At 35.8% G+C, this 25,287-nt stretch carries 24 protein-coding genes; 10 read left to right on the top strand and 14 right to left on the bottom strand.

Going from position 1 to position 25,287, the window contains the following annotated elements; genetic code table 11:
* The first annotated feature begins 44 nt into the window (after positions 1-44).
* Positions 45-359: a DUF4180 domain-containing protein gene (locus tag AC0INN_RS07940; RefSeq protein ID WP_306612612.1), complete on the top strand. Its 315-nt coding sequence runs from the start codon at positions 45-47 to the stop codon at positions 357-359.
* Here AC0INN_RS07940 and AC0INN_RS07945 read toward each other — a convergent pair.
* The 7 genes from AC0INN_RS07945 to AC0INN_RS07975 all read right to left on the bottom strand — a co-directional run bounded on the left by AC0INN_RS07945 (position 310) and on the right by AC0INN_RS07975 (position 9,097).
* Positions 310-1,326 carry an NAD-dependent epimerase/dehydratase family protein gene (locus tag AC0INN_RS07945; RefSeq protein WP_273648253.1) on the bottom strand — a complete coding sequence of 339 codons (1,017 nt, stop codon included), beginning with the start codon at positions 1,324-1,326 and terminating at the stop codon, positions 310-312. The genes AC0INN_RS07940 and AC0INN_RS07945 overlap by 50 nt on opposite strands.
* Complete coding sequence (locus tag AC0INN_RS07950; protein ID WP_273648254.1) at positions 1,323-2,108, bottom strand: SDR family NAD(P)-dependent oxidoreductase; 786 nt, start codon at positions 2,106-2,108, stop codon at positions 1,323-1,325. Before AC0INN_RS07950 ends, AC0INN_RS07945 begins: the two co-directional genes overlap by 4 nt.
* Positions 2,109-2,252: 144 nt before the next feature.
* Complete coding sequence (locus tag AC0INN_RS07955; RefSeq protein ID WP_273648255.1) at positions 2,253-3,353, bottom strand: helix-turn-helix domain-containing protein; 1,101 nt, start codon at positions 3,351-3,353, stop codon at positions 2,253-2,255.
* Positions 3,354-3,385: 32 nt separating this feature from the next.
* On the bottom strand, positions 3,386-4,039 hold the full coding sequence (locus AC0INN_RS07960; protein WP_172278685.1) for a rhomboid family intramembrane serine protease: 654 nt from the start codon (positions 4,037-4,039) through the stop codon (positions 3,386-3,388).
* Positions 4,040-4,053: 14 nt separating this feature from the next.
* On the bottom strand, positions 4,054-6,642 hold the full coding sequence (locus tag AC0INN_RS07965; RefSeq protein WP_273648256.1) for a DNA gyrase/topoisomerase IV subunit A: 2,589 nt from the start codon (positions 6,640-6,642) through the stop codon (positions 4,054-4,056).
* Positions 6,642-7,127 carry a hypothetical protein gene (locus AC0INN_RS07970; RefSeq protein WP_273648257.1) on the bottom strand — a complete coding sequence of 162 codons (486 nt, stop codon included), beginning with the start codon at positions 7,125-7,127 and terminating at the stop codon, positions 6,642-6,644. The genes AC0INN_RS07965 and AC0INN_RS07970 overlap by 1 nt, the downstream gene beginning before the upstream one ends.
* A gap of 86 nt (positions 7,128-7,213) precedes the next feature.
* On the bottom strand, positions 7,214-9,097 hold the full coding sequence (locus AC0INN_RS07975) for a DNA topoisomerase IV subunit B (RefSeq protein ID WP_172278691.1): 1,884 nt from the start codon (positions 9,095-9,097) through the stop codon (positions 7,214-7,216).
* Between the two features lie 219 nt (positions 9,098-9,316).
* Here AC0INN_RS07975 and AC0INN_RS07980 point away from each other — a divergent pair, with 219 nt between their 5' ends.
* The 6 genes from AC0INN_RS07980 to AC0INN_RS08005 all read left to right on the top strand — a co-directional run bounded on the left by AC0INN_RS07980 (position 9,317) and on the right by AC0INN_RS08005 (position 17,220).
* Positions 9,317-12,172: a sensor histidine kinase gene (locus tag AC0INN_RS07980; RefSeq protein WP_306612615.1), complete on the top strand. Its 2,856-nt coding sequence runs from the start codon at positions 9,317-9,319 to the stop codon at positions 12,170-12,172.
* Complete coding sequence (locus AC0INN_RS07985) at positions 12,141-12,869, top strand: LytR/AlgR family response regulator transcription factor (RefSeq protein WP_273648259.1); 729 nt, start codon at positions 12,141-12,143, stop codon at positions 12,867-12,869. The genes AC0INN_RS07980 and AC0INN_RS07985 overlap by 32 nt, the downstream gene beginning before the upstream one ends.
* 275 nt (positions 12,870-13,144) lie before the next feature.
* Complete coding sequence (locus AC0INN_RS07990; RefSeq protein ID WP_306612618.1) at positions 13,145-14,374, top strand: T9SS type A sorting domain-containing protein; 1,230 nt, start codon at positions 13,145-13,147, stop codon at positions 14,372-14,374.
* A 185-nt stretch (positions 14,375-14,559) separates the two neighbouring features.
* Positions 14,560-15,270 carry a hypothetical protein gene (locus AC0INN_RS07995; RefSeq protein WP_273648262.1) on the top strand — a complete coding sequence of 237 codons (711 nt, stop codon included), beginning with the start codon at positions 14,560-14,562 and terminating at the stop codon, positions 15,268-15,270.
* Between the two features lie 3 nt (positions 15,271-15,273).
* Entirely contained in the window at positions 15,274-15,936 is a 663-nt protein-coding gene (locus AC0INN_RS08000; protein ID WP_273648263.1) for a YiiX/YebB-like N1pC/P60 family cysteine hydrolase, read from the top strand.
* A gap of 135 nt (positions 15,937-16,071) precedes the next feature.
* Positions 16,072-17,220, top strand: a complete 1,149-nt coding sequence (locus tag AC0INN_RS08005) for a methionine aminotransferase (protein ID WP_273648264.1) — start codon at positions 16,072-16,074, stop codon at positions 17,218-17,220.
* Between the two features lie 21 nt (positions 17,221-17,241).
* On the opposite strand, the gene AC0INN_RS08010 is transcribed toward AC0INN_RS08005, so the two are convergent.
* The 4 genes from AC0INN_RS08010 to AC0INN_RS08025 form a co-directional block, all read right to left on the bottom strand.
* Complete coding sequence (locus tag AC0INN_RS08010; protein WP_306612622.1) at positions 17,242-17,829, bottom strand: phospholipase D-like domain-containing protein; 588 nt, start codon at positions 17,827-17,829, stop codon at positions 17,242-17,244.
* Between the two features lie 35 nt (positions 17,830-17,864).
* A complete protein-coding gene (locus tag AC0INN_RS08015; RefSeq protein WP_306612624.1) occupies positions 17,865-18,665 on the bottom strand; it encodes a phospholipase D-like domain-containing protein in 801 nt (266 codons plus the stop codon).
* A 104-nt stretch (positions 18,666-18,769) separates the two neighbouring features.
* Entirely contained in the window at positions 18,770-19,534 is a 765-nt protein-coding gene (locus AC0INN_RS08020; protein WP_172278707.1) for an SDR family NAD(P)-dependent oxidoreductase, read from the bottom strand.
* 87 nt (positions 19,535-19,621) lie between these two features.
* On the bottom strand, positions 19,622-20,560 hold the full coding sequence (locus tag AC0INN_RS08025; protein WP_273648266.1) for a helix-turn-helix domain-containing protein: 939 nt from the start codon (positions 20,558-20,560) through the stop codon (positions 19,622-19,624).
* 150 nt (positions 20,561-20,710) lie between these two features.
* On the opposite strand from AC0INN_RS08025, the gene AC0INN_RS08030 reads away from it, so the two are divergent.
* From AC0INN_RS08030 to AC0INN_RS08040, 3 genes are all read left to right on the top strand, one after another.
* Positions 20,711-20,866, top strand: a complete 156-nt coding sequence (locus AC0INN_RS08030) for a bacteriocin (RefSeq protein WP_172278712.1) — start codon at positions 20,711-20,713, stop codon at positions 20,864-20,866.
* Positions 20,867-21,007: 141 nt separating this feature from the next.
* Positions 21,008-21,166 (top strand): hypothetical protein, encoded by a 159-nt coding sequence (locus AC0INN_RS08035; protein WP_273648267.1) that lies wholly within the window; start codon positions 21,008-21,010, stop codon positions 21,164-21,166.
* Between the two features lie 198 nt (positions 21,167-21,364).
* A complete protein-coding gene (locus AC0INN_RS08040; protein ID WP_273648268.1) occupies positions 21,365-21,538 on the top strand; it encodes a bacteriocin in 174 nt (57 codons plus the stop codon).
* A gap of 87 nt (positions 21,539-21,625) precedes the next feature.
* Here the strand turns inward: AC0INN_RS08040 and ychF are convergent, their stop codons facing one another.
* The 3 genes from ychF to AC0INN_RS08055 all read right to left on the bottom strand — a co-directional run bounded on the left by ychF (position 21,626) and on the right by AC0INN_RS08055 (position 25,220).
* Positions 21,626-22,717: a redox-regulated ATPase YchF gene (ychF, locus tag AC0INN_RS08045; RefSeq protein WP_273648269.1), complete on the bottom strand. Its 1,092-nt coding sequence runs from the start codon at positions 22,715-22,717 to the stop codon at positions 21,626-21,628.
* 113 nt (positions 22,718-22,830) lie between these two features.
* Positions 22,831-23,382 (bottom strand): ferritin, encoded by a 552-nt coding sequence (locus tag AC0INN_RS08050; protein ID WP_172278720.1) that lies wholly within the window; start codon positions 23,380-23,382, stop codon positions 22,831-22,833.
* Between the two features lie 233 nt (positions 23,383-23,615).
* Entirely contained in the window at positions 23,616-25,220 is a 1,605-nt protein-coding gene (locus tag AC0INN_RS08055; protein WP_273648270.1) for a glycoside hydrolase family 10-like protein, read from the bottom strand.
* Between the last annotated feature and the right edge of the window lie 67 nt (positions 25,221-25,287).

Below are 25,287 nucleotides of genomic sequence, written 5' to 3' on the forward strand. Positions count from 1 at the left end.
GGGAATTTAAAACTCACCAGGTCAATGGTATCAAAGTAGCGGAAGTGATTTCCGATAACGCGATTATACAATCGGCTCAGGACGGTATCGATCTATTAGGTAACGCCTACTATCAGGGGTTTGATAAGGTGATTATCTATGAGAAAAATATAACCCCGGAATTCTTTGACCTCAAGACTAAAATTGCCGGCGATATTCTCCAGAAGTTCTCCAATTACAGAATGGGATTAGCCATTATAGGAGATTTTAGTCAATATGAAAGTAAAAGTATGAAAGATTTTATTTTTGAAAGCAATAAAACCAGGCATATTAATTTTGTTGAAACGTTGAAAGAGGCTTTGGAGAAGTTTTCAAAGTAGTATATTCTTTATTCTGAAAAAAATCTATCGCATCGGCAATTGCTTTATCTACGGACTGGTATTCCAGGTTTAATTGTTTTATTGACTTGCAGTTGGTATAATAATTATCTATTCTCAAAGCTTTCATGTTGGGTGAGCTTAGATTCGTCTTTACATTCAGCCATCTTAGTAAATCCCCTGTTATTCCCAAAAGTATCAGAATGAAATCCGGAAGTGGAAGCAATAAAGGGTTTTGATGGGTAATCAGATTTACTTTTTTAAAGAAGTCTTTATATTTTAAATTCTCATGCCCTAAAAGATACCGCTCTCCATTTTTTCCCCTTTCGATGGCATTAACGATTCCAGAGGCAACGTCTTCCACATGAACAAAATTCTTTCCTCCGGATGGGTAAAAAACCAGATTTTTCTTCCATACCCAATAAATAATTTTCCCCGAGCTGGGCTTCCAGTCATAAGGCCCGATCATAAACGTCGGATTTAGAATAACAACTTCAGTGGTTTTGTTGTTTCGGAAAAGAAAACCCTCAGCTTCTGATTTACTTTGAGCGTAATAAGATTTTGTGAAGGGATATTTTTGACCAGAGCTTTCATGACCTAATTCGTCAAGATTCCCATATCCCATCGTATTCGCAGTACTTACAAATAAGAACTTTTTAACCCTGGCTTCAACTGACTGTGAAAACAAATGAACCACGGCATCATAATTTGTTTTTCTGTATTCCTCATAGGAAAGCAGATCCTGCCCAGTTTCAGCAGCAATATGAATGACGAAATCCACCAGTTTAAGATGCGAGGAAACATCAGAAAACAAACTTCCCTCAACTAACCGGAGGTTTTCATCTTCCTGACCATAATAGCGACTTTTCTGCCGCACCAAAGCAATAACAAAATAACCATCTCTTAATAATTTTTTAACAACATGAGTTCCTAAAAGCCCGGTACTACCTGTAACAAAAACTTTTTTCATGCTTCTATTTCTTTTTTTATTGCGTTCGTCATCAAAGGTAATTTAATCCAGATGGGCAATATCTTCATTACCAGCCAACTTATAGGATTAACCATGATGACAGAATCTCTTTTGAATAGCTGGTTGACACATCGTGCAGCCACCTTATTAGGATCAAGCAAAGTCAGCTTTCCTAAAAAACCCTGTTTTTCAATTCTTTCGCAGACATCTTTATTGGTTTTCATTGCTCCCGGATTCACAACACTCACAAAAACATTGGTATCTTTTAGTTCCTCATGTAATCCCCTGGAAAAGGAATGGATAAATGTTTTGGAGGCGGGATAAACCGTTTTAAAACCAATCGGTGAAAATGCAGCCATGCTGGAAACATTTAAAATATAAGCTTTGGGTTGTTTCAAAAGATTAGGCAACAGCTGATGGGTCATTAAAGAAGTAGCCATAACATTGACCTGTAATATCGTATTGATATAATCAGGCGTAGCATCCACAAATTTTCGGGTTCCTCCCAGACCGGCATTATTAATTAAAATATGAATATTAAAAGACCTGTTCAGCTTCTCTGTTATGTACATTACATTTTCATTTATTGAAAGATCAATTTCATAATAATGGGTTTTTACATCATAGGTTTCTGCTATTTTTTCACTTAAATAAGCCACATTCTGACCAGGCAGACTGATAAGAATAACATTGATCTTCTTTTTAGCCAGATTCTCGACAAACGCCTTGCCTAATCCCTGACTTGCTCCCGTTACAACAGCAAATGATTCTTTAGTATCCATGATAAAAATTATGGTACAAATGTATCTTTATGAAGATCCTTTTCTGTTCCATCTTATATGACTGAACACATTTAAGCACAAATCATAAACAACTTAAAATCAATATAATAAAAGTAAAAAAGGTTAAAATTTATAAACCTGAACTTATTTTTTAAACTCAGAAGGGGTCTGATCAGTGAATTTTTTGAAGGTGGTATTAAATGAGGTCTTGGAATTAAATCCGGATTCGAAAGCAATCCCTAAAATGGAAAGCTTATTGGCGTCATTATTTTTCAGCAACTTTTTAGCATGCTCTATTCTATATTCATTAATGAACTGAAAAAAGTTTTTTTGAAAGCCGCTATTGATCACATACGATAAATGATGAGTAGAAACAGACAAGTGTTCTGCAAGCTTAATTAAATTCAGCTCACTATCCAGGTAAAGCTTTTCTTTTTCCATTACATTTTCGAGCTTTGTTTTAAGCCGGGATAGTTCTTCATCAGAAATGAGCTTTCGTTTGATTTCTTCATTTTCTGCTTCATCATTAATGGATATGAGCTCATCCCGTTGTTTTTCCTCAACAGGATAAATTTCTTTTTGCTTCAGCGAGTAATACGCTACAAAATAAACCACTAAAAGAAAAGCTATATTGATGAAAGCATTTAATGATGTAGAATCATAGAAAAGATTGTAGATAACATATACGATATTGATAATCAAAAGAATGAGAATAATATACTCCAGCCAATTAAGATTGATCCCTTCCGTATTAGCAGAGAATTGCTGAATTCTCTTTTGATGTTTCCGTATGGTAAAATAAGAAAGCCCTGTATAAAATACCGCCTGGAATAATATCAATCCTATAAATGTAAACTCAAAAAAAGATTGGTTTTCAAAGTTTCCGTAACGTTGTAACAACAAATTGATCAGAAAAATAACAGGTAAAACAGCATATTTTACGTCCGACCTCTTAAACTTAAATGAAGGATTTGTAAAAAATAAAACACTGAAATAAAACATAATGGGTGTAAAAAACTGAACGAACTGAACAAAAAGAATGGAATGAATTTCTATCGGAGAAACTTTGATCAGTGACCAAATTTCATCCAGCCAGTACGTAGACCACAAAAAAAGAAACAAACCAAACCATAGGTTGGCTTTTCGATTAACTTTAAGGGGATTGGCCAGTTTTAACAAAGAAAGCAAAACCAATGAACCATAGATAAGTATGACGATAAAACGATTCAACTCTATTGTATTCATTGGTTTTGATATTTTATTTAAAGATAGGTTTTTTATCCTATTCTTTTCCTGACAAAAATTTCATAGCTTAAGTACAGGAGCGGAATCGCCATAATTCCAATATACAAACCGTTATCCATTGCTCTTTCAGGCTGATTGATCACCGCATATAGCAAACCGAAAAAGGCTCCGCCAAGATGCGCTGCATGACCTATATTATCATGTTGTCTGGGATTAAGCATCATATAGACGGAATAGCTGAAATAAAGAAGCCCGAAAATATAGCCCGGAATTCCGATAGGAATAAAGAATATATATATTTTAAGATCAGGAATAAGTGCAATGCCGGCAAATAATATCCCTGAAACCCCTCCACTCGCTCCAATAGCAGAATACCATGGCTGCTTCTGATAGATAAAGAGGGAAAACATGTTTCCGAGCAGTATAGAACCAAAGTATACAATTATGAAACCCAGATTTCCAAAACCTTCCATTACGATAGGCCCAAAGAAATAAAGAGTCATCATATTAAACAGAAGATGCATTAAATCTGCATGAAGGAAACCTGCAGAAAGGAGACGGATGTACTCTTTCCTGTTTTGAATAGCTCCTACATTAAATTTATACTTTTCGAAAATACCATGATTATTAAAAGCAATAAAGCTGATAATACTGGTAGCTATAATAACTAATAATAAGATATTCATGATTAATTTAAAATTTAATTTTCGTCACTATCAGTATCTCCTTCAAAAAGGTCACCGATAACCCCACCGTCTTCATCAGTGCCTTCAGTATGTTCAGGCTCTTCATATACTTCCGGTTCCTCTTCTTCAATCTCCGGAACCGTAATATTTATCGCTTTTACCTTGAATTTGGTAAATTGATTTCCGATTGCTTTTATACCTTTCACCATAATAAAATCATCAATATTTATGGTTTCGGGATCACGTTCTTTTCCTTTATCTTTTGAAAAAATGATTTCTGCAGTAGATCCGTTGGCTACTATCACATTCTCAATAAAGGATTTGCTATGCTCCGAAGGCATGAAATTCTGAGGATTGGTATTATTTTCGAGAAGGAATCTTTTAATAAAATACATCTCTTTTTCCCCGTCATAATAAATACAGGTTACAGGCTGCTGCGGCCGCCATTTTTCAAGGATCAGGTAATCATCGTCAAAACGGTTTCCAAGGTCAAAACTTACCAGCTTTGCCTCTCCATTGGAATTAATCGTCAGGATTTTATCATCTCCTTTAAAATTCCCTAACAAAGTACCCCTGCCATCAGCATTTAATCTTCGTACCGTATCATCAAACCAGATTCTTCTTGGAGCCAGGGTTGAAATACCTTCTTCCTTAAGATCTACTTTTTTCACGGAGTATTTAGTCACCAGGTTTCCTTTGGAATCACGGCCTTTAATTGCCAATTCAGAAAAATCGATATCCATCTTATTTTTTCTGATTCTTGGATTCGGTTTCAAGAGAACAGTAACCGTTTCAGCTTCTCCATTCGGATTAGCGGAAAAATAAAGCACTTCGGAGCCTTTTTTATCAGATGCCAGAGGATAATCTGTATTTCTTGTCACCGCCGTCACGGAGAAACGTTTCATATAATACGGACCTTCTTTACCTTCACGGTAGATCATATTATACACTGTTCTCTTGTCGTTTTTCTTCCAGACAGCCACATGCAGGAGATCTTTTCCGATAAAGGTTTTTGCCTCTACTTTGACGATCTTCATACTTCCGTCTTTTCTAAAAGTTATAATATCATCGATATCGGAGCAATCGAACAGGTATTCATCTTTTCTCAATGAGGTTCCTATAAATCCTTCTTCACGGTTTACATAGAATTTTTCGTTAGCCACGGCTACTTTTGTAGCATCAATGGTATCGAAAATTCTTAATTCGGTTCTTCTCTGCTTTTCTTTACCGTACTTCTTCTGAATATTTAAATAATACTCGATAGCATAAGCGATAAGATTAGCAAGATTATGTTTAACCTGCTCTATCTTACCTTCAAGAGCAGCAATATTTTCTTTAAATTTATCTAAGTCGAACCTGGAAATTCTCTTGATTCTGATCTCTGTCAGCTTCAGAATATCTTCCTCAGTTACGGCTCTCAAAAGATGCTTGGTATGTGGTTTTAATCCTGCATCAATAGTTTTGATTACCTCTTCCCATGTCTTTACTTCTTCAATATCGTGATAGATTCTGTTTTCGATGAAAATCCTTTCCAATGAAGAAAAATGCCAGCTTTCCTGAAGTTCGTGAAGTTCAATCTCCAGTTCTTTTTTCAGCAATGAAACGGTATGATCCGTATTCATTCTCAGGATTTCAGAAACACTCAGGAACATTGGTTTATCCCCCACAATTACACACGCATTCGGAGAAATTGTTACCTGACAATCTGTGAAGGCATATAACGCATCAATTGTTTTATCCGGTGATACGTCATTATGGAGATGGATCAGAATTTCTACGGTATCGGACGTATTGTCTTCAATTTTTTTAATCTTGATCTTACCTTTTTCATTAGCCTTTAGGATAGAATCTATCAGATCACTGGTTGTTTTGGAAAAGGGAAGTTCAGAGATAACCAAAGTATGTTTATCGGTCTGTGTAATTTTGGCTCTTGCACGTACTTTACCACCTCTTTGTCCGTCGTTGTATTCAGAAACGTCCAGATACCCTGCTGTAAGGAAATCTGGGAAAAGTTCAAACTTTTTTCCTTTAAGGTGAGCTACTGAAGCATTGATCAGTTCATTAAAGTTGTGAGGAAGTATCTTCGTGGATAATCCTACACCAATCCCTTCTACTCCCTGCGTTAAAAGTAAAGGGAACTTTACGGGAAGATCTATAGGCTCGTTATTTCGTCCATCGTAAGATTTTGCCCACTCCGTTGTCTTAGGATTGAAAACTACCTCCAGTGCAAAAGGGGTTAATCTGGCTTCAATATACCTTGCTGCTGCAGCCGAATCTCCGGTAAAGACATTCCCCCAGTTTCCCTGAGTGTCAATCAGAAGCTCTTTCTGCCCGATCTGTACCATGGCATCAGTAATAGAAGCGTCCCCGTGGGGGTGATATTTCATTGTATTTCCTACAATGTTCGCTACCTTATTGTACCGCCCGTCCTCCAGCTCACGCATGGAATGCATAATTCTTCGCTGAACGGGTTTTAATCCATCGTAGACCGATGGAATCGCTCTATCTAAAATCACGTAAGAAGCATAGTCCAGAAACCAGTCTTTATAAAGTCCGGAAACTTTCTTCAGGCTTTCGCCTTCATGTGAATTTTCTTCTGTCATTATTCGTTTTTAACGTTTTTCTCGTTATTCGCTTTTACTACTTTATTTAAAGAGAATTTCAAATCATTTACTTCTTTTGTCGTCAGGTAAGAAATTTCGTATTTCAACATGGTTGACCCACTATTCTTACTTGAAATTGTAATATATAATCTTTTTACAAAGAGTAAATTGACGATCTCGTATTTTATTAATTTGTATTTTGGAAATTCATCACTTAAAGGTTTATCTAAAAATGGAATGATGTTCCTGTTTTTGAAATTGAGAGCCTCTCCATCACTATCATACTCAAATATTTGTCTTCCGGTAAGATGGAAAGCTAATAACATAATTACCGGTACAATAATCAGCAGATAGCTTTCTGTTCCTAAAATATTAAATTTATATTCTTCTAAAAAGAAGGACACAATTCCGGCTATTAAAAACATTATTAAGAGGGTATTAATAAAGTTGTAGCCCGGTGCTTTATTACGGTTACTTAATCTCATTGTTATTTGTGTTTAAGTTTAAAGGTTATGCCATTTAAGTTTTTTAAAGATTAATTATAACAAAAAAGTTTTTTGGAGGGATCTATTTAACTTTCTACTTCGCTTATTAGTTCTCTGCTATCAATATCCCCGTCTTCTACAACAAGATTTTCAAGAATGAAAACCTGCCTGTCCGGTGTATTTTTACCCATATAAAACTCTAAAAGCTGTTCTATGGTCTGATCTTTTCCAACAACTACAGGCTCCAGGCGGATATCTTTACCTATAAAATGTTTAAACTCATCGGGAGAAATCTCTCCAAGCCCTTTAAATCGTGTAATTTCAGGGTTTTTTCCTAGTTCATTCAAAGCCTTTACCCTTTCCATTTCCGTATAACAATACCGGGTTTCTTTTTTATTTCTCACCCTGAATAAAGGTGTCTGAAGGATATAAAGATGCCCGTTCTTGATCAGGTCCGGGAAAAACTGCAGGAAGAATGTAATCATTAAAAGACGGATGTGCATTCCATCGACATCCGCATCAGTTGCAATAATAACCTGATTGTATCGCAGATCTTCAAGACTTTCCTCAATATTTAAAGCGGCCTGCAATAAATTGAATTCTTCATTTTCATACACTACTTTCTTGGTCAGTCCGTAGCAGTTCAATGGTTTCCCTTTCAGTGAGAATACAGCCTGCGTTTCTACGTCTCTTGATTTCGTGATGGATCCCGATGCGGAATCTCCCTCGGTAATAAAGATCTGTGTATCCCCTTTTCTTTCTGCCTTCTGATCATTATAATGTTGACGGCAATCACGCAGTTTTTTATTATGAAGCGATACTTTTTTCGCCCGCTCTCTTGCCAGTTTCTGAATTCCCGAAAGTTCCTTTCGCTCTCTTTCGGAAATTAAAATTTTCCGTTGAATGGCTTCTGCAATCTCAGGGTTTCTGTGCAGGAAATTATCCAGTTTGCTTTTTAAGAAATCAATGATAAAGGTTCTTACAGTGGGACCATTAGGGCCCATATCATTAGATCCTAATTTTGTTTTGGTCTGGGATTCAAAAACAGGTTCTTCTACATTAATTGAAATGGCAGCAATGATTGATTTTCTGATATCCGAAGCATCAAAGTTTTTGTTGAAAAACTCACGGATTGTTTTCACATATGCTTCACGGAAAGCATTAAGGTGGGTACCTCCCTGCGTTGTATTCTGCCCGTTCACAAAAGAAAAATAGGTTTCAGTCTGTGATTTATCCGAATGCGTAATAGCTACTTCAATATCATTATCCATCAGGTGTACGATCGGATATAGAATTTCGCTTTCCAGTTCTTCTTCTAGCAGATCTTTAAGTCCATTTTCTGAATAATAGGTTTCCCCGTTAAAAATGATCTTCAGTCCCGGATTCAGATATGCATAGTTCCGGAGCATTCTTTCGATATACTCTTTTCTGTATTTGAAATGAAGAAAGATTTCTCCATCGGGTATAAACGAAATTTCAGTACCGTTCCTGTCCGAAGTATCTTTTTCCTCATGGTTTTCCGAAATGATTCCACGTGAAAATTCCGCAACCTTCATTCTTCCGTCGCGGAAAGATCTTACTCTGAAATAATCAGAAAGCGCATTAACCGCTTTTGTACCAACACCATTCAATCCTACGGACTTTTTAAAGGCCTTACTGTCGTATTTACCTCCGGTATTCATTTTGGAAACGGCATCCACCACTTTCCCAAGTGGAATACCCCGGCCAAAATCACGAATCGTTACCTTTCCGTCATCTACTTTTATTTCAATTCTCTTACCCGATTTCATCCTGAACTCATCGATAGAGTTGTCCAGAATTTCTTTAAGTAAAATGTAAATACCATCATCGGCGGAAGAACCATCTCCAAGCTTTCCGATGTACATACCGGGACGCAAACGAATATGTTCCTGCCAATCGAGGGTTCTGATATTATCTTCTGAATAGATTGGATTTATTTCTTGTGACATAAGTTATTTCAGCAAACACACAAAAGTACGAAAATGCTTAAAATTATCCGAATTTTTCTAATTCATTTTTTTCAATATTATGTAATATGTTTTGCATTATTATCAAGCAAATTTTATATTTACATCATTATTCAAGATCAAGTGAAAAACCTACGTGATTTTCTTCTATTTTTAGTAATACTATTTTTTCCATTTCTTTCATTTTCTCAAATCCCGGGATTGGTAAATTATAGTGAGAAAGACGGGTTGAATAGCTCTTATACCTATTCTATGAGTCAGGATGACAAAGGACTTATCTGGATTGGTAGCGATAATGGACTTTTCAGGTTTGATGGTAAGGAATTTAAACAATACAATAAAAAAAGCGGGCTTAAAAACATTGATATCCTTGGGTGCAACCCTCTATCTAATGGTGAGATTTTCATCGTAACCTACCTGAGTGATTTTGCCTATCTGAAAAATGGCAAAATCATCAATCCGGATGATAACAAAGAGCTTAGGAAACTTAAATTCCGTGACACTTCCCATACTTACAGCAGTGGAGATTCAGTTTGTATATATACAGCCAACAATCCAAAAGATATCTATATATACAGACGTGGAAAAGTAACAACAATTCCTCTTTCCTTACATGCAGGTTTTCCCTTAGTGGGTCGTAATCCTTATATATTCAGTATGGATGTGGCCAACCACCTGCTTTACCTTACAGATGATACCCAAAAAGTTATAGCATATGATATCCTCACAAGAAAGAAAATACTATGCAATATTTCATTACCAAAAAGTGCCATCTACAGAAAGGGGGACTTCTTAGTTGCTTACCGTGGAAATACTATTGATATCTTCAAACGAAAAAACAAATTTGAATTCATTAAAACGCAGTCGTTTTCTGTTGGAGAACCGATCCATCAGCTTGTTATTGACCGTAACGACAGATTGTGGGTATGTTTAGATAAAGGAGGAGTTCTTTATTACAAAAATACTTTACAGGATGGGAACCTATCCCGGCCCATGAAGATCATGAATGATTTTGTCATGAATCATATCCTCGTAGACAAGGATAAAAACATCTGGTTTTCCACCAGAAACAATGGTATTTACTTTATTACAGATAAGTTTTTCAACAATTATATCCATCTTCCTGTAAAGAATAATTCTTCCTACATTACAGCTATCGGAAAAAGTGGTAAAAACATTATCATGGGGTACAATGAGGCAAAATTCGGCATTTTAAAATCGAATACCATCATTGATGTATCCCTTGAAAAAAATAGGAAAATTGAAACAAAGGCCCTGTTTTCAAAAGGGAATAGTGTTATACTGGGGCTTAGTTTAAGAACGTACCAATACAATACCGATAATAAAAAAATTACAACCATTGGTGATTATAGCTTAAAAAATATAATCCCTTATAATGACAGTTCAATACTCCTCTGTACTTCCCAGGGTCTTACACTTTATAATTTCATTACCGGGGCCAAATCTGACCTGTTTAATGAAAGAGCCTATACAGCCCTACGCTACGACAAAGATAGTGTCTTTGTTGGAAGTTTTAAGGATGTGTATAAAATGAATGTAAAAACAAATAAAAGAAAACTATTTATTGAGGGATATTACTTCAAAGATATCAAAAAACTTAAGCCTGATGTATATGTAGGCTCAACCAATCTCAATGGAGTCCTGATTTTTAATAACAAAAAGATCCTCAAAAGAATCACTGAAAAAGATGGTCTGTCCACAGACCAGATAAAAAAAATCGAAGTTGAAAATGAAAACGTTTTCTGGGCGAGTACCAACTCCGGTTTGAGCAGGATAGAAATAAAAGGGAAAAAACTGGCCATCGATAATTTCACACAAACCGATGGGCTTCCCTCTAACGTAGTCGCCGGATGCGTTATAAAAGACGACACCATTTATGCCGGAACTTCAAAAGGGCTGGGTATCTTACCTATTCACAACTTGTTAACCCAGCAGAAGTTTATCAATAAAAAAGTAGTCATTAATTCTGTAACCGTAGGGGATAAAGAGATATTTGATCTCAATCAGGAAATTAAAGGGCAAACACCTGACAACACAATAACTTTTGACCTCAGCTTTCCGGATTATATCTCTCAGGGTATGATCAAATTCAAGTATAAAGTCGAAGGTCTGACCGACGAATGGCAAATAAGCAATTCATCTAAAATCATGTTTAATTCAATTCCGCCGGGGAAATATACTTTTAAAGTTTTCGGGCTCGGTTATAATGGAAAACGATCCTATACATTTTCGTCAATAGCATTTGAAATTAAGCCCAAATTCTGGCAAACCTGGTGGTTTAAATTCTTCATCATTATAATAGGATGCTCACTTATTTTTGTGGTGGTTACTATTTACTTTCAGAGAAAAAGAAACAAAAAACTCGAAACGCTTTATTATGAAAAGAAGATTGCCGAACTTGAGTTACAGGCCATCAAGGCACAAATAAATCCACATTTCATTTATAACTGTCTCAATTCTATTCAGTTTTTGCTCTACAAAAAAGATTATGCGGAAACTGAAAACTATTTAAACATATTTGCTCAGATGATACGAAAAACGTTACACTATTCTGAAAAGACATTTATGCAGATCAAAGAGGAAATTGAATACCTTTCTCTATATCTGAATATGGAAAAATTACGTTTAAAGGATCAGTTCGACTACACCATAACACGTTCAAAAAATACAGATGAAAACTGGATGATCCCATCATTACTGATACAGCCGTTTGTAGAAAATGCCATAAAACATGGTGTTTCCGGTTTAAAGGATCGAAAAGGAAATATCAGGATTACATTTGATTATACCGATTCACTTCTTTGTATTACTATTGAGGATAATGGCGTGGGAATGGAAAAAAGACCGGAATCTGCAAAAGCCAATTCTTTCGGAGTGAAATTATCTCAAAAAAGGATTGAAACATTCAGGCAGCTTTTTGAGACTGATATAACGTTGGAGCTGAATAATCTCTCCGAAAAGGACGGAAAACAAGGTACACAAATTAAACTATATATGCCCCCCTATGAAAACCAAAATACAAGCCTGCATCATTGATGATGAACAAGACGGAAGAGATTATATTTCTCTCCTGCTGAAGAATGAGTTTCCGGATATACAGATTTCGTTTCAGGCCTCAAGCGTAGAAGAAGCCTATGTTAATCTTCTGAAAAACGCTCCGGATATCTTATTTTTAGATATCCAGCTAAAAGACGGTACCGCATTCGATTTGCTTTCAAAATTCAAGGAGATCAGCTCGCAGATCATATTTATTACCGCCTTTGAACATTTTGCGATCCAGGCCATAAAAAATGGAGCAACGGATTACCTTCTGAAACCTATCAAAAAGATGGATTTTATTATCGCTGTAAATAAAGCTCTGGAAATCAACAAAAAGAACAGAACTTCTACACCGGCTGTTCACCAGAATAAAATAAGCCTACCTACTATGCAGGGATTCAAGCTTACAAATATCGCAGATATTGTTCGTTGCGAAGCGGATTCCAGCTACACTACATTTTATATGAGTGATAAAACAAAGGTTATTGTATCGAAAACACTGCATGAATTTGAAGATTTTCTTTCCGATTATAATTTTTTCAGAATTCATCATAAACACCTCATCAATCTGAGCCACTTAAAAGAATACATCAAAGGAAAAGGAGGACAGGTGATTATGACTGACAACTCTGTTCTGGATGTTTCCGTCCGTAAGAAAAATGATTTCTTAAATAAAATTGAACAATTGGAATAAATCCTAATCCGATTTTTCAAAAAGCAAAATCCCTCCATCCAACATAATATTTTGGATGGAGGGATATTTTATATGTATGTAAAATATCGTTTGAATCCAGACGCTAAATCACAATTAAGAGAAATTACATAACACTTATTAGTGAAGCAGGAACACTTATTAAATCACAATACCCTGGCATCAGATATCGTAATACATTTATAACAAGTTCATAAACAAATTACTAATAACTAAAGTTTTTTCTGGTTTTTGATTGATAAAACCAGTAGCACATTATGATAAGAATATATTTTTTAACGATTTATTTGTTCCTTGGATGCCTTCTGATGAATGCACAAGCTCCTTGTTCTGATTTTAACGGTACCAGTAATCCTTTAGGAAACTGGCAGCTGGATCCTGTAAACAACGCTGTCAATTACAACCTTGGCAGCCCCAATACATTAGACGGTTCACAATATCTTATACTAGATGATCTTTCCGGTGGGTCCTGGTTCATCAATCCTGTTGACTATAAAAACATAGGCCAAAGATTCCTGGGACAATGTCTGTATTTCGATTTTTATCTTGAAAAAGACGGAGGTTTTAATGCCCCACTCCATCCTACTATTTACATTCTTTCAGGAAATCAGGCGATTACGTTTGTTGCCAATGCTACAGTAACCCCTAATAGCGGATGGGTCCGGGTACGTGCTCCATTAGCTTTAGCTACGAGCTCAGCTTTTCCAAGTAATTCAGAAGGTACATGGAGCATGCCGGGAGGTACATGGACTGACTTCAATAATGTATTGAACAATTCAACAGCAGTAATGATATCGCCAGACATTACTTCAAGCCCAAGCGAGAGAGTATACTTCGACAATATTTGCATCAAATCATGTGACGGATGTACAGCAGACTTTAAACTTGAAACATCATTCAGTACACAAGGTAATAACACAGGAACTGTGAATTTAACTCTTACCAATCCAATTCTTGTTTCAACACCCAATAATCCGGGCAGTAGCTACACTGTAAACTGGGGTGACGGAACAACATCTCCTTATGTTTTTTCCACTTTAACCCATACTTATGCCACTCCTGGTACATATACGATATGTGTTACTGAAAAGCAAGGAAAACTACTGGTATGTACAAGATGCTTCACTTTCTGTTATTCCAAATCAACAGTCCCTTCCAGAGAGGCTAATATTGGCAATACAGCACCTCAGATTGATATCAAAGCTATTGGCAAGGCAGAGTTAACAGCGATGGATAATGAGTACAGACTGGTTCCTAACCCCGCTAAAAACTATGTGGATATTCAAACAAATCTATCCTCAAGAGGACCTGTTTCCATAAGAGTTCTTGATACATCGGGAAAAACAGTGCTGGAAAAATCAGAAAACCTTGAAAGCGGCCGCCAGAATATAAAACTAAATACTGAGCATCTTATTCAGGGGAATTATATTGTTGAAATTAAATCAGCCAATAAAATAAATTCTCAAAAATTGATTATTTCAAAATAAAATCCAAAGTTTTTAAAAAGAGCTGTTCATATCCGAACAGCTCTTTATTCATTTTCATGTTGGTTACAGTTAACCTCCGATTAACAACACTTATTAAAAAAACACCAACACTTACAAATTCACAGTATCGGGATGTTTACTATCATGATACTTTTAGTCTACCAAAAAAACAAAAACTTTAACCTATGAAAACAAAAACGCTTCTGGTCCTTGCCGGACTGGCAACTACACAATGTATGTTTAATTCTTGTGGCGAAGACAACACAAACCTGCAAAATGAAAACTACCAATCAACCCAATCATTACCTAAAACAGCTCTAAGCTTTACCAATGGTACTTATTTTACAGATCCTCAGGCTGTAAATGCAGGATTCGAATTTATCCGAAGTAAGTTTGCTCAAAATCCGGGCTATGTTTTAAATCAGCAGGATCTGAATACATTTTACGAAAAAGCTCAAATTGCAACGGATGAAAGATTACCACTTGATCAGGTTAATAATATTATTAACAAAACAGTAAGTTTAATGCAGGTACCTTTTGCACAGGCTGTTCAACAATTAAATATTTCAAGTGCTGCAAAATCATTAGCGATAACAATTAATAACGGTTCAATCATTCATTTAGAGGCGAATGCAGCATATAACAATCTTCCGGCTAATGAAAAATCAATGATTAAGAATATCAATGACTACAAATACAATGCTGAACAAGGAAATTACCTGATTACAGGAATTCCAACCGGTAAACAACCGTTATGGATTACAGGCGGTATGATCGGTATGGTAGGCGGTGGTATCATTGGATTTGCAGTAGCAGGTCCTGTTGGAGCACTTGTAGGAGCAGGAATAGGTGTGGTTGGTGGTATTATAACAGGAGCTATACTAGGAGCTAAGTAAACTATGAGAATTGCATTTCCTTATCAAAAAATAAATTTCTTAATTGCTGTTATGGGCCTTGCGCTCATAATAGCAGTTTTCTCTTTTCATAAAGACCCTTCTTTAAAATATAAAATTAAAAATATTGAACTGAATAGTGAGGCCATTTATTTAATACAAAGAGGTACAACAGGAAAACTGGGAAATGTCGCAAAAGACTTTAATATCAATAATAAATATGCTTCTCATTTGGGAATTGGTTTTGTCAACAATAATATCCTAACCATTTATCATGTGTATGTGGACAAAAATAAAAACAATAACAATCTTTATATTGATAGTATAGACGAATTCATCAGTCCTGAAGACCTGAATTATTTGTCTATCTGGAAACTTAAAAATATTGATACCGCAAGTTTTAAGCATATTAAACAGACCCTTCGCGAATCTGAAAAAGAAAATATCAATTTTGATTTTAAGTTTGAGGAAAACAACAAAGCCTATTATTGCTCGGAATTTATCGTAAGAATATTGGAGAAAAATAATATAAAAATCATGTCTGATCATAAAAAAAACATCGCCGGAATAATGAGCCAGATTTTAAAAAAAGATACCCTTACCTATTTCCCTGTAGATGGCTTTGAAAATAGTAATCAAGTAATCAAAATATTTGAATGGATAAAATAATCTTTTATATATACTCAAAAAAATAAAATCACAAATAATAAACATCAGGGTTATCGAATTGGGTAACCTTTTCTTATATCCATACTTCTGTATTGGAAAAAATAAATTAAATTCGAAGTATATAAAATACAGTCAATGATACAGCTTCCTCTTTCCAAGCTTTCCAATGTTGGAACTACTATTTTCAGTCAGATGACTCAATTGGCAAATGAAAATCAAGCCATCAATTTATCTCAGGGATTTCCGGATTTTATGCCGGATCCAGAATTACTGAATTACGTGGATAATTTCATTAAAAAAGGGTTTAATCAATATGCTCCCATGGGAGGGATGATTGGATTAAAGGAAGAAATTGCCAGGAAAATTGAAAACAGCCATCAGGCCATTTATCATCCCGACTCAGAAATTACAGTAACGGCAGGGGGAACACAGGCTATTTTTACAGCCATAGCCACGTTCATCAAGAGAGACGATGAAGTGATTATTTTTGAACCGGCTTATGATTGTTATGAGCCGACCGTAGAACTTTTTGGAGGAGTTATCCGGCGTTTTGAAATGAAGGCCCCGGATTATGTGATCGATTGGAATGCTGTAAAAGGAATGGTTAATGAAAAAACCAAAATGATCATTCTTAATAATCCTAATAATCCTTCGGGAAGGATCTTAAAGGAAAGCGATATTCAGGAGCTTATTCATATCGTAAAAGATACACCGATTCTCATTTTAAGTGATGAAGTATATGAAAATATTGTTTTCGACGGAAAACAGCATTTAAGTATCTGCAAATATCCAGAACTAAGGGAAAGAAGCCTTCTGATAGCTTCATTTGGAAAGCTTTTTCATGTTACAGGCTGGAAAGTGGGCTATTGTGCAGCTCCAAAAATCCTGACCGACGAATTCAGAAAAGTTCATCAGTTCAATGTGTTTAGCGTGAACACACCCATTCAGCTGGCGCTAGCCGAATATATGAAAGATGATGAACATTACAACCACCTGAATGAATTTTTCCAGAAAAAAAGGGATTTTCTACGGCAAGGGCTTTCGACTACTTCATTCGAATTACTTGATTGTGAAGGAACATATTTTCAGGCTTTAAAGTATGATAAGATATCGGATAAAAATGATTTTGACTTTGCCAGCGAATTGACAGTGACCCATAAAGTAGCCAGTGTTCCCTTCTCTTCTTTCTACAAAAACAAGATGAACGAAAACGTGATCAGGTTATGCTTTGCAAAAAAAGAGGAAACGTTAGAAAGGGCAATTGAAAATCTATCTAAAATATAGCACATAGGTAAAGGTACCTGGTCAGATGAGTGGAGAAAGCAAGCGGGCTAAATGTTCAAAGAAAATCTTTAGCTTAGGTCTTTTTCTCCATTCATTAAGATGAATTTCAGAGCAATCATTCATATCATGAAGAAATACCTGCTCAATCTCCCGGTTTATTTCCTTATCAAATACAAGAGTATTCACCTCAAAATTCAGCTCCTGACTCCTCACATCCATATTTGCAGTACCTACTGATGAAAAAAGATCATCTATGATCATCGTTTTAGCATGTATAAACCCTTTTTTATAAAAAAAGATTCTCACATTACTTTCCAGTAATTCCTCATAATAGGAATAAGCAGCTGCATTTACCACAACAGAATCTCCGGACTCAGGAACCATAAGCCGTACGTCAAGTCCGGCAATAGCAGTTTGTTTGATGGCATTGAGAACTGTTTCTACGGGAATAAAATAAGGGGTAACAATATATACTTTTTCTTTGGCCGAAAGAATAGCAGAAGCTGTACTCAGCATGATGGAAGGCTTGGTATCCGGTCCACTGGCGGCTACCTGAATAATTGTGCTTCCTTCTTCATCATCCTTATAATTGAAATAGTCTTCAGACAAAGGAGGAATTTTTTCGGTTGCAAATATCCAATTGCTCAGGAATACATATCGCGCCAATATTGTGTAGGGTTAGGATTGATATATTTATCAGAAACATTGATTCCACCTGTAAAAACTTTTGTTCCGTCAACAATAATAATTTTTCTGTGATCTCTGTAGTTGACCCTGTTGGCGAGAACCCTGAAAGTAATTTTGTTGACAGGAGAAACTTCTACTCCGGCTTCTCTTAATCTTGCAAGCAGTTTCTTTCCGATTTTACCACTTCCCATATCGTCATAAAGAAAACGGATAATAACACCTTCCCTAGATTTTCTCACCAGTAAATCCGCAAGTCTATTACCTATATCATCATTTTCGTAAATATAATATTCAAGATGAATATGGTGTTGCGCATTTTCAAGAACCTCAAAAACTTTTTGAAATTTCTCCTCTCCGTTAATCAATACTTCTACCTTGTTTTTACGGGTCAGGGGTGAGTGTCCGCCATGATAAAGAAAATTAACGGTCGTTATAAAATCCTCCAGCTCTTTTTTTCTGATACCAAGAGTTTCATAATGCGTTTCTTTGATATATTTTTTAATCCTGTTATAGATTTCCTCGTTTCTTTCAATCTTGAATGTATAGAACTTATTCTTCCTGTAATTAACACCAAAAACAAAGTAAATCACGATCCCTATTATGGGTAAAAAGACGATCAGTAGCAGATAAGCCAACGTTTTGCTGGTGTTTCTGGTATCCATGATAATTCTCACCGCAAGAAAAAAGATCCCTGCAAGATAGAGTATTTCAATCGCAGGTAAAATGTAAGGAAACTGGCTTAAAAATTCTTTAATCATAACCGGTAAGATCGTTCATCAGACAATTATTATTCTACATTAAAGATAGCAAAAAGCAGTAGATTCCTACTGCTTTTATTCATTATTATATCCTTGATATTATCTTACAACGCCATTCCTCCCGACACTTCGATTCTCTGACCGCTGATCCATCCTGCATCTTCCGTACACAAAAAAGCGACTACTCCACCTACATCTTCCGGAAGTCCAGCCCTTCCTAAAGCTGTGATGTTTGAAACCAAAGCATTAACCTCTTTATTATCACGTGTTCTTCCACCTCCAAAATCGGTTTCTATAGCTCCGGGCGCCACGACATTAGCTTTAATCTTTCTCGCACCTAATTCTTTCGCCATATATTTTGTAAGCATTTCAACCCCTGCTTTCATAGATCCGTATACTGACGATCCCGGAAGCGCTACTCTTGCCAAACCGGATGAAATATTGATAATTCCACCTCCATCATTCATAAAAGGCAAGAACTTCTGACTAAGGAAAAATACTCCTTTGAAATGGATATCTATAATATCATCCAGTTGCTCTTCTGTAGTTTCAGTAATCGGAGAATATAAAGCAGTTCCGGCATTATTAATTAAATAATCAATGTTCGGACTTGCGGTGTGCTCCTGTAGATGATCTGTTACATTTTTTATAAAGGCATCAAAACTTTTCACATCTCGTGTATCCAATTGGAAAGCAGCAGCATTTCTACCCAATGCCTTGATCTCATTGACTACAGCATCAGCTTCTTCTTTACTGCTTTTATAAGTAATGATAACATCGAGACCTTTTTCAGCTATTCTCAAGGCTGAATTTTTTCCTATTCCACGGCTTCCACCGGTTATTAAGGCAATTTTTGTTTTTGAATTCATTTTTTCGTTGTTTTTAATGGGACAAAGTTCTGGTATTTGGAGACACAGATGTTTGCTTCAATCAATCTGAAATTTGCAAAATTCAAATCAGGAACGAAACTGTAATGGATTGTATGAAGTTTTTCTCTTAAAGAAATTTGAAAAATGAGCAATTTCCTCAAAACCCAACGCATACGATATTTCAGAAACATTCCAGGTGGTTTGCTTCAATAGTATTTTAGCCTCCTGGATAAGCCTGTCAGCTATAAATTCCGTCGTAGTCTTTCCTGTATTTTCTTTAAGTTTTTTGTTTAAATAATTAACATGCACAGACAGGCGGTCTGCGTAATCTTTTGCTGTTTTAAGCTGGATTCTCTGATCGTAGGATTCAATGGGAAACTGTCGTTCCAATAGCTCTATAAATAAAGAAACAACTCGTAAAGAAGCATCATTGGAGGTCGACAATTTTGTAGCCGGCTGTAACTTTTGTCCGTAATGGATCAATTCGAGTACATAATTGCGGATCAGGTCATATTTAAAAATATAATCAGACTCAATTTCAGTTTTTATTTTCCTGAAAAGTACCTCAATTTCATCTGCTAACGCTGCATCAATTTCAAATACGGGGAATGCTCCCGGTTGAAATATAGGCAAGTCTTCAAGCGTATTATGAGATTTATCCTTAATAAAGAAATCTTCAGTGAATACACAGAAGCTACCCGATTGATTAGGATCTTCAGGAACCCAGTGATAAGGAACCTTAGGCGTTGCAAATAATAGCGCATTCTCTTTTATGGGAATAACCTTATCTGCATATTCTGCTCTATTCCGTCCCCGGATCAGGCTTATCTTATAATATTTTCTTCTGTTATATGGCATTTCAGAAGTTGTCTTTACCTTTTCAATGGTCTGAGCAATATCAAATACATTAAAATGACCAATATCTTTATGCAAACCCTTTGGAAAAATACTTTCAATATCCTTCCCCAGCTTTGCAGTCATTTCCCTATAAAAATCTTCCAGAGAAGCATGCCCTATTTTTTCCATAATTGAGTATTTGTAAAATTCAAATATATAAAGTTACACAAATATTGAATTCCAATCATTTATTGTTAATGTAAATATTTTTCATAATATAGTGACATACAATAAATATTTTTCATAACTTAGTTTAAACTAATTTATTAAAATCATAATATGAAAAATCTGAATCTCCAAAAAGGAAAAAAATTAAACAAAAAAGAGTTAAGAACAATTACCGGTGGACTACAAATGTGTGTGGATCCGGATACCAATCAATGCATCGCTTACGGGCGTCAGTGTGCAGAATTTCAATGCAGATACATTCCTTAAATTGATATTTTTTACGAAGCCACTCTTCCAAAGAGTGGTTTTTTGTACTAATTCAATAAGGCTGAAAATTGATGTTTTCAGATTCAATAAAAGGAAATAGATTAGAAGCATATTTATTACTAAATCATTAACACGATCATCATGAAAAAACAAAATTTACAAAGCGGAATAAGATTAAATAAAAAAAAGCTAAGAACAATTACAGGAGGCCTGATGCAATGCCGTGATCCGAAAACCAACGGTTGCAGGATCTTTTCACTGGGATGTGCAGAGCCTGAGTGCCGTCCGGAACTTCCATAATCCCAACCGCAAAACTTTTCTTATAAGACCATTCTGCATAAGAATGGTTTTATACTATTTTAACGGATCAACTATTAATAAACACTTTAGTTACTGTAAAAATGCATTTTTAAATGTACAGGCACTTTAGGGATGATCATTTCTTACCCTGATTTATTAAACAATTACCAATCAATACATATGAAAAACCAAGACTTTATGAAAGCAAAAAAACTGACAAAAAAAGAATTAAAAACAATCGTCGGAGGAATGCTTGACTGTAAACAGCCTATCGCATGTCCTACTTATCCCTGCGACCCTCCGCTTCCGGATTATCCTAACGGTTGTACAACCATTTCGCCAAGCTGCGCACAAAAGGAATGTCGTTATTAACGGATGCACATTTTTGTTAAAAAAAAACGCTCCCAAATTAATGGAAGCGTTTTTTAATTACTATAACTTTAATATTTCTTTTATACTTTATACATTGAATCTGAAGTGCATAATATCACCATCCTGAACAATATATTCTTTTCCTTCCACAGATAGTTTTCCAGCCTCTTTTACTTTTGATTCCGAACCATATTGTACGTAGTCGTTATATTTGATTACTTCTGCACGGATAAATCCTTTTTCAAAATCAGTATGGATAACTCCGGCTGCCTGAGGAGCAGTCCATCCCTGTCCGATAGTCCATGCTCTTACTTCTTTTACACCCGCAGTAAAATACGTCTGAAGCTTGAGAAGATCATATGCTTTTCTGATTAATCTGTTAACTCCGGGTTCTTCTAATCCCAGCTCTTCAAGGAAAATTTCTCTTTCTTCGAAAGTTTCAAGCTCATTGATATCAGCTTCAATCTGAGCAGCCAAAACCACAATTTCAGATCCTTCTTTTTGAGCCATTTCATCAATTTTGGACACCCATTCGTTTCCATTCTTAATAGAATTCTCATCTACATTACAAACGTAAAGTACAGGTTTTTTTGTTAATAGCTGAATATCGTCAATAATTGGTTTTGTAAGATCATTTACAGGAAACTCTCTTGCATTTCTTCCATCTTCAAGAAACTTCTGAAGGCTTTGCAGCGTTTCATAATTAAGAATGTCTTCTTTTTTTCCTGATTTGATAAATTTCTTAGCTTTATCAACTGCTTTTCCTACTGTTTCAAGGTCTTTCAGCTGAAGTTCAATATCAATAATTTCTTTATCTCTCAAAGGGTCTACGGAACCTTCTACGTGAATGATGTTTCCATTATCAAAACATCTTAAAACATGGATAATTGCTTCACATTCGCGGATATTTGCAAGAAACTGGTTTCCTAAACCTTCTCCTTTGCTGGCTCCTTTTACTAAACCTGCAATATCTACAATCTCCACAACAGCCGGTAAAACTCTTTCAGGATTTACTAATTTTTCCAACTCGAATAATCTTTGATCCGGTACTGATACCGTACCCAGGTTAGGTTCGATAGTACAGAAAGGATAATTGGCAGATTGAGCTTTTGCATTGCTCAAACAGTTAAACAGAGTTGATTTACCAACGTTCGGCAATCCTACGATTCCACATTTCATAATGAAACTATTTTATTTTTAAAGGTCTGCAAAGATAGTGATTTTAACACGAGTTTCATAATAAAAAAATCTGCCGGGAATCCGGCAGATTTTTTTTCCATTTTATTTTCACCTTAAGGATTTGCACCTGTAGCGTTCTGAGCTAAGGGAGCATCATCAGGTGTTTTTTCTAATGTCTTATCTAATGTAAACAGAGATTCGTCCGTTGCACGATCTCCACCAGCAATTTTTAATTTATCGATCAGGTTCTGAGCTAAAGTTTCCTCTTCAATCTGTTCCTGAACGAACCATTGCATAAAATTCCAAGTTGCCCAATCCTTTTCCTGAAGGGCAAGATCAACAATTTTATATATCGATGTGGTATTGTCTACCTCGTGATTAAAAATGCCGTCAAAGCAAGCAGTCAGAGATTCAGGATCACTTGGAGGCGCAGGAATGGCATCAACTTTAGGTTTTCCGCCTCTGTTTAGTACATATTCCATAAATTTGATAGAATGGTTTCTCTCTTCCTGCGCATGCCTGTATAGAAAGTTAGCAATACCCTGGTATCCTTTGTCATCAGCCCATATTCCATAAGAAAGAAAAGTGTGTGCTGCATGAATTTCTTTATTCATCTGATCGCTCAAGGCTTTTTCCACCGCAGGTGAAAGTCTGTTCGTATTCATAATATTTTATTTTTAGTGATTATGAATATAATCCTGCAAAAATGGTTCCGATAAAGTTCTTATTCTTTTAAAAAAACACTAAAATCACAACATAAAATACTAGCAAACAATATTTTAAGCTAATAATTTATAGTTATTCTAAAATAAAAGCAGCTCTACAAGAGCTGCTTTTATTGTATCGGCACCAATAACATATCATTTATTCTTTGCTTTATAGTTTTGGAAGCCTTTTATTATTTTATTTTTTTTGCCATGTAATCACTTTCATTTCCCAGCCGGTCAATTGCTTTAATGGCAATTGCATTTAAAGTTTTTCCATCCTTATATTTAGGAATATCTTTTGAAAGTGTGTCTAAAGTCAGAATTTCAATTTCCCAAACGCCATTATATTGCTTAAATAATGCCCACTGAAATACATCTTTCAGATTTTTATTACTCCAGCTTGCCTGAGCAAAACTTCCGTTATCGGCCACAAACAATGTTGGGGTTGAGATAGGAGCAGCTTTAATCCATGGACTTTTTGGCACCAAAGCTTTTTCTTTATAGGGCCCGTTTCTCAGGGTGCTTAACATCGAAGGATTTCTCGTAAGCCCTGCAATGCTCCAATGGATTTCACCGGCATCACCTTTCAGAATCTGTCTGGAAAGTTCTATTTGGTTTTTAATCTCGGAAGGACGATCAGAAGTCCTGATTTCCACTGTATTTAATCCCGGCCATAGGTGGCGTTTCATTGTATTTTCAGATTCCCACCAATTCAGCAAAGCTTCAAAACCCTGCCCTTTAGAATCAATAGGCCAGTACAGTTGGGGAGAAAAATAGTCTACCCATCCTTTATTTAACCATAATTTAGCATCAGCATACAATTCGTCATATTGAGAAGATCCTGTAATTCCTGCAGGATAACCCGGTTTCCAGATTCCGAACGGGCTGATCCCGAATTTTACATAATTTTTTTCTGCATGAACTTCTTTGTAAATCCTTTCAACAAATTTATTGACATTATCTCTTCTCCAATCTGCCCGGGATAAAGTTCCTCCACTGCTTACATATGCATTCCAAGTAGCGTTATCAGGGAAATCACCGCCCTTATTATAAGTTGCATAAGGATAAAAATAATCATCAAAATGCACCGCATCTATATCATATCTCTGCACGATATCCTTTACCACATTAGAAACATGTCCCTGTGTTTTAGGATTCGCAGGATCAAACCAATACATCCCGTTTTTTAGTCTTACCACAATGTCAGAAAGCTTATTGGCCATAGAAAGGCTGTTCACAGCTCCTCCGTTTGTATGATGTGCACGGTAAGGATTAAGCCAGACATGAAGCTCCAGACCTCTTTTGTGGGACTCTTCAATCCAGAACTGTAGCGGATCATAATTGGGATAAGGGGATCTCCCGGTCTCTCCTGTCAGAAAATAAGACCAAGGTTCAATAGAACTGGTGTATAATGCATCCGCAGAGGGACGTACCTGAAATATTACAGCATTAAAGTTGTTATCTTTCAGCATATCCAGCATACTGATGGCTTCGGCCTTTTGCTGATCAATAGATAAATCGTTTCTTGAAGGCCAGTTGATATTCGCAACACTGGCAATCCATGCACCCCGGAATTCCCTGTTAATAGCCGGAAGATTAACTTTAAAAACCTCATCGGCTGGTGGTACAGGAACTGGTTTAGTATTAGCCACAGGAGGCTTTGAAATATTTTTAACGGGATTTGCTGTATTTGGATTTCTTGTTGGTTTTACCGTATTATTCTGAACGGTACGGGAACTTCCACAAGATGCCAGTACCCCCAGCAATATGATCAATTTTAAATTACTAACTTTCATAGGGTGCAAAACTACATTAAATTATTTTTTTAGTTTTTTAAAAATATTATAATAAATTGAATTAATT

Source organism: Chryseobacterium subflavum (assembly GCF_055762745.1).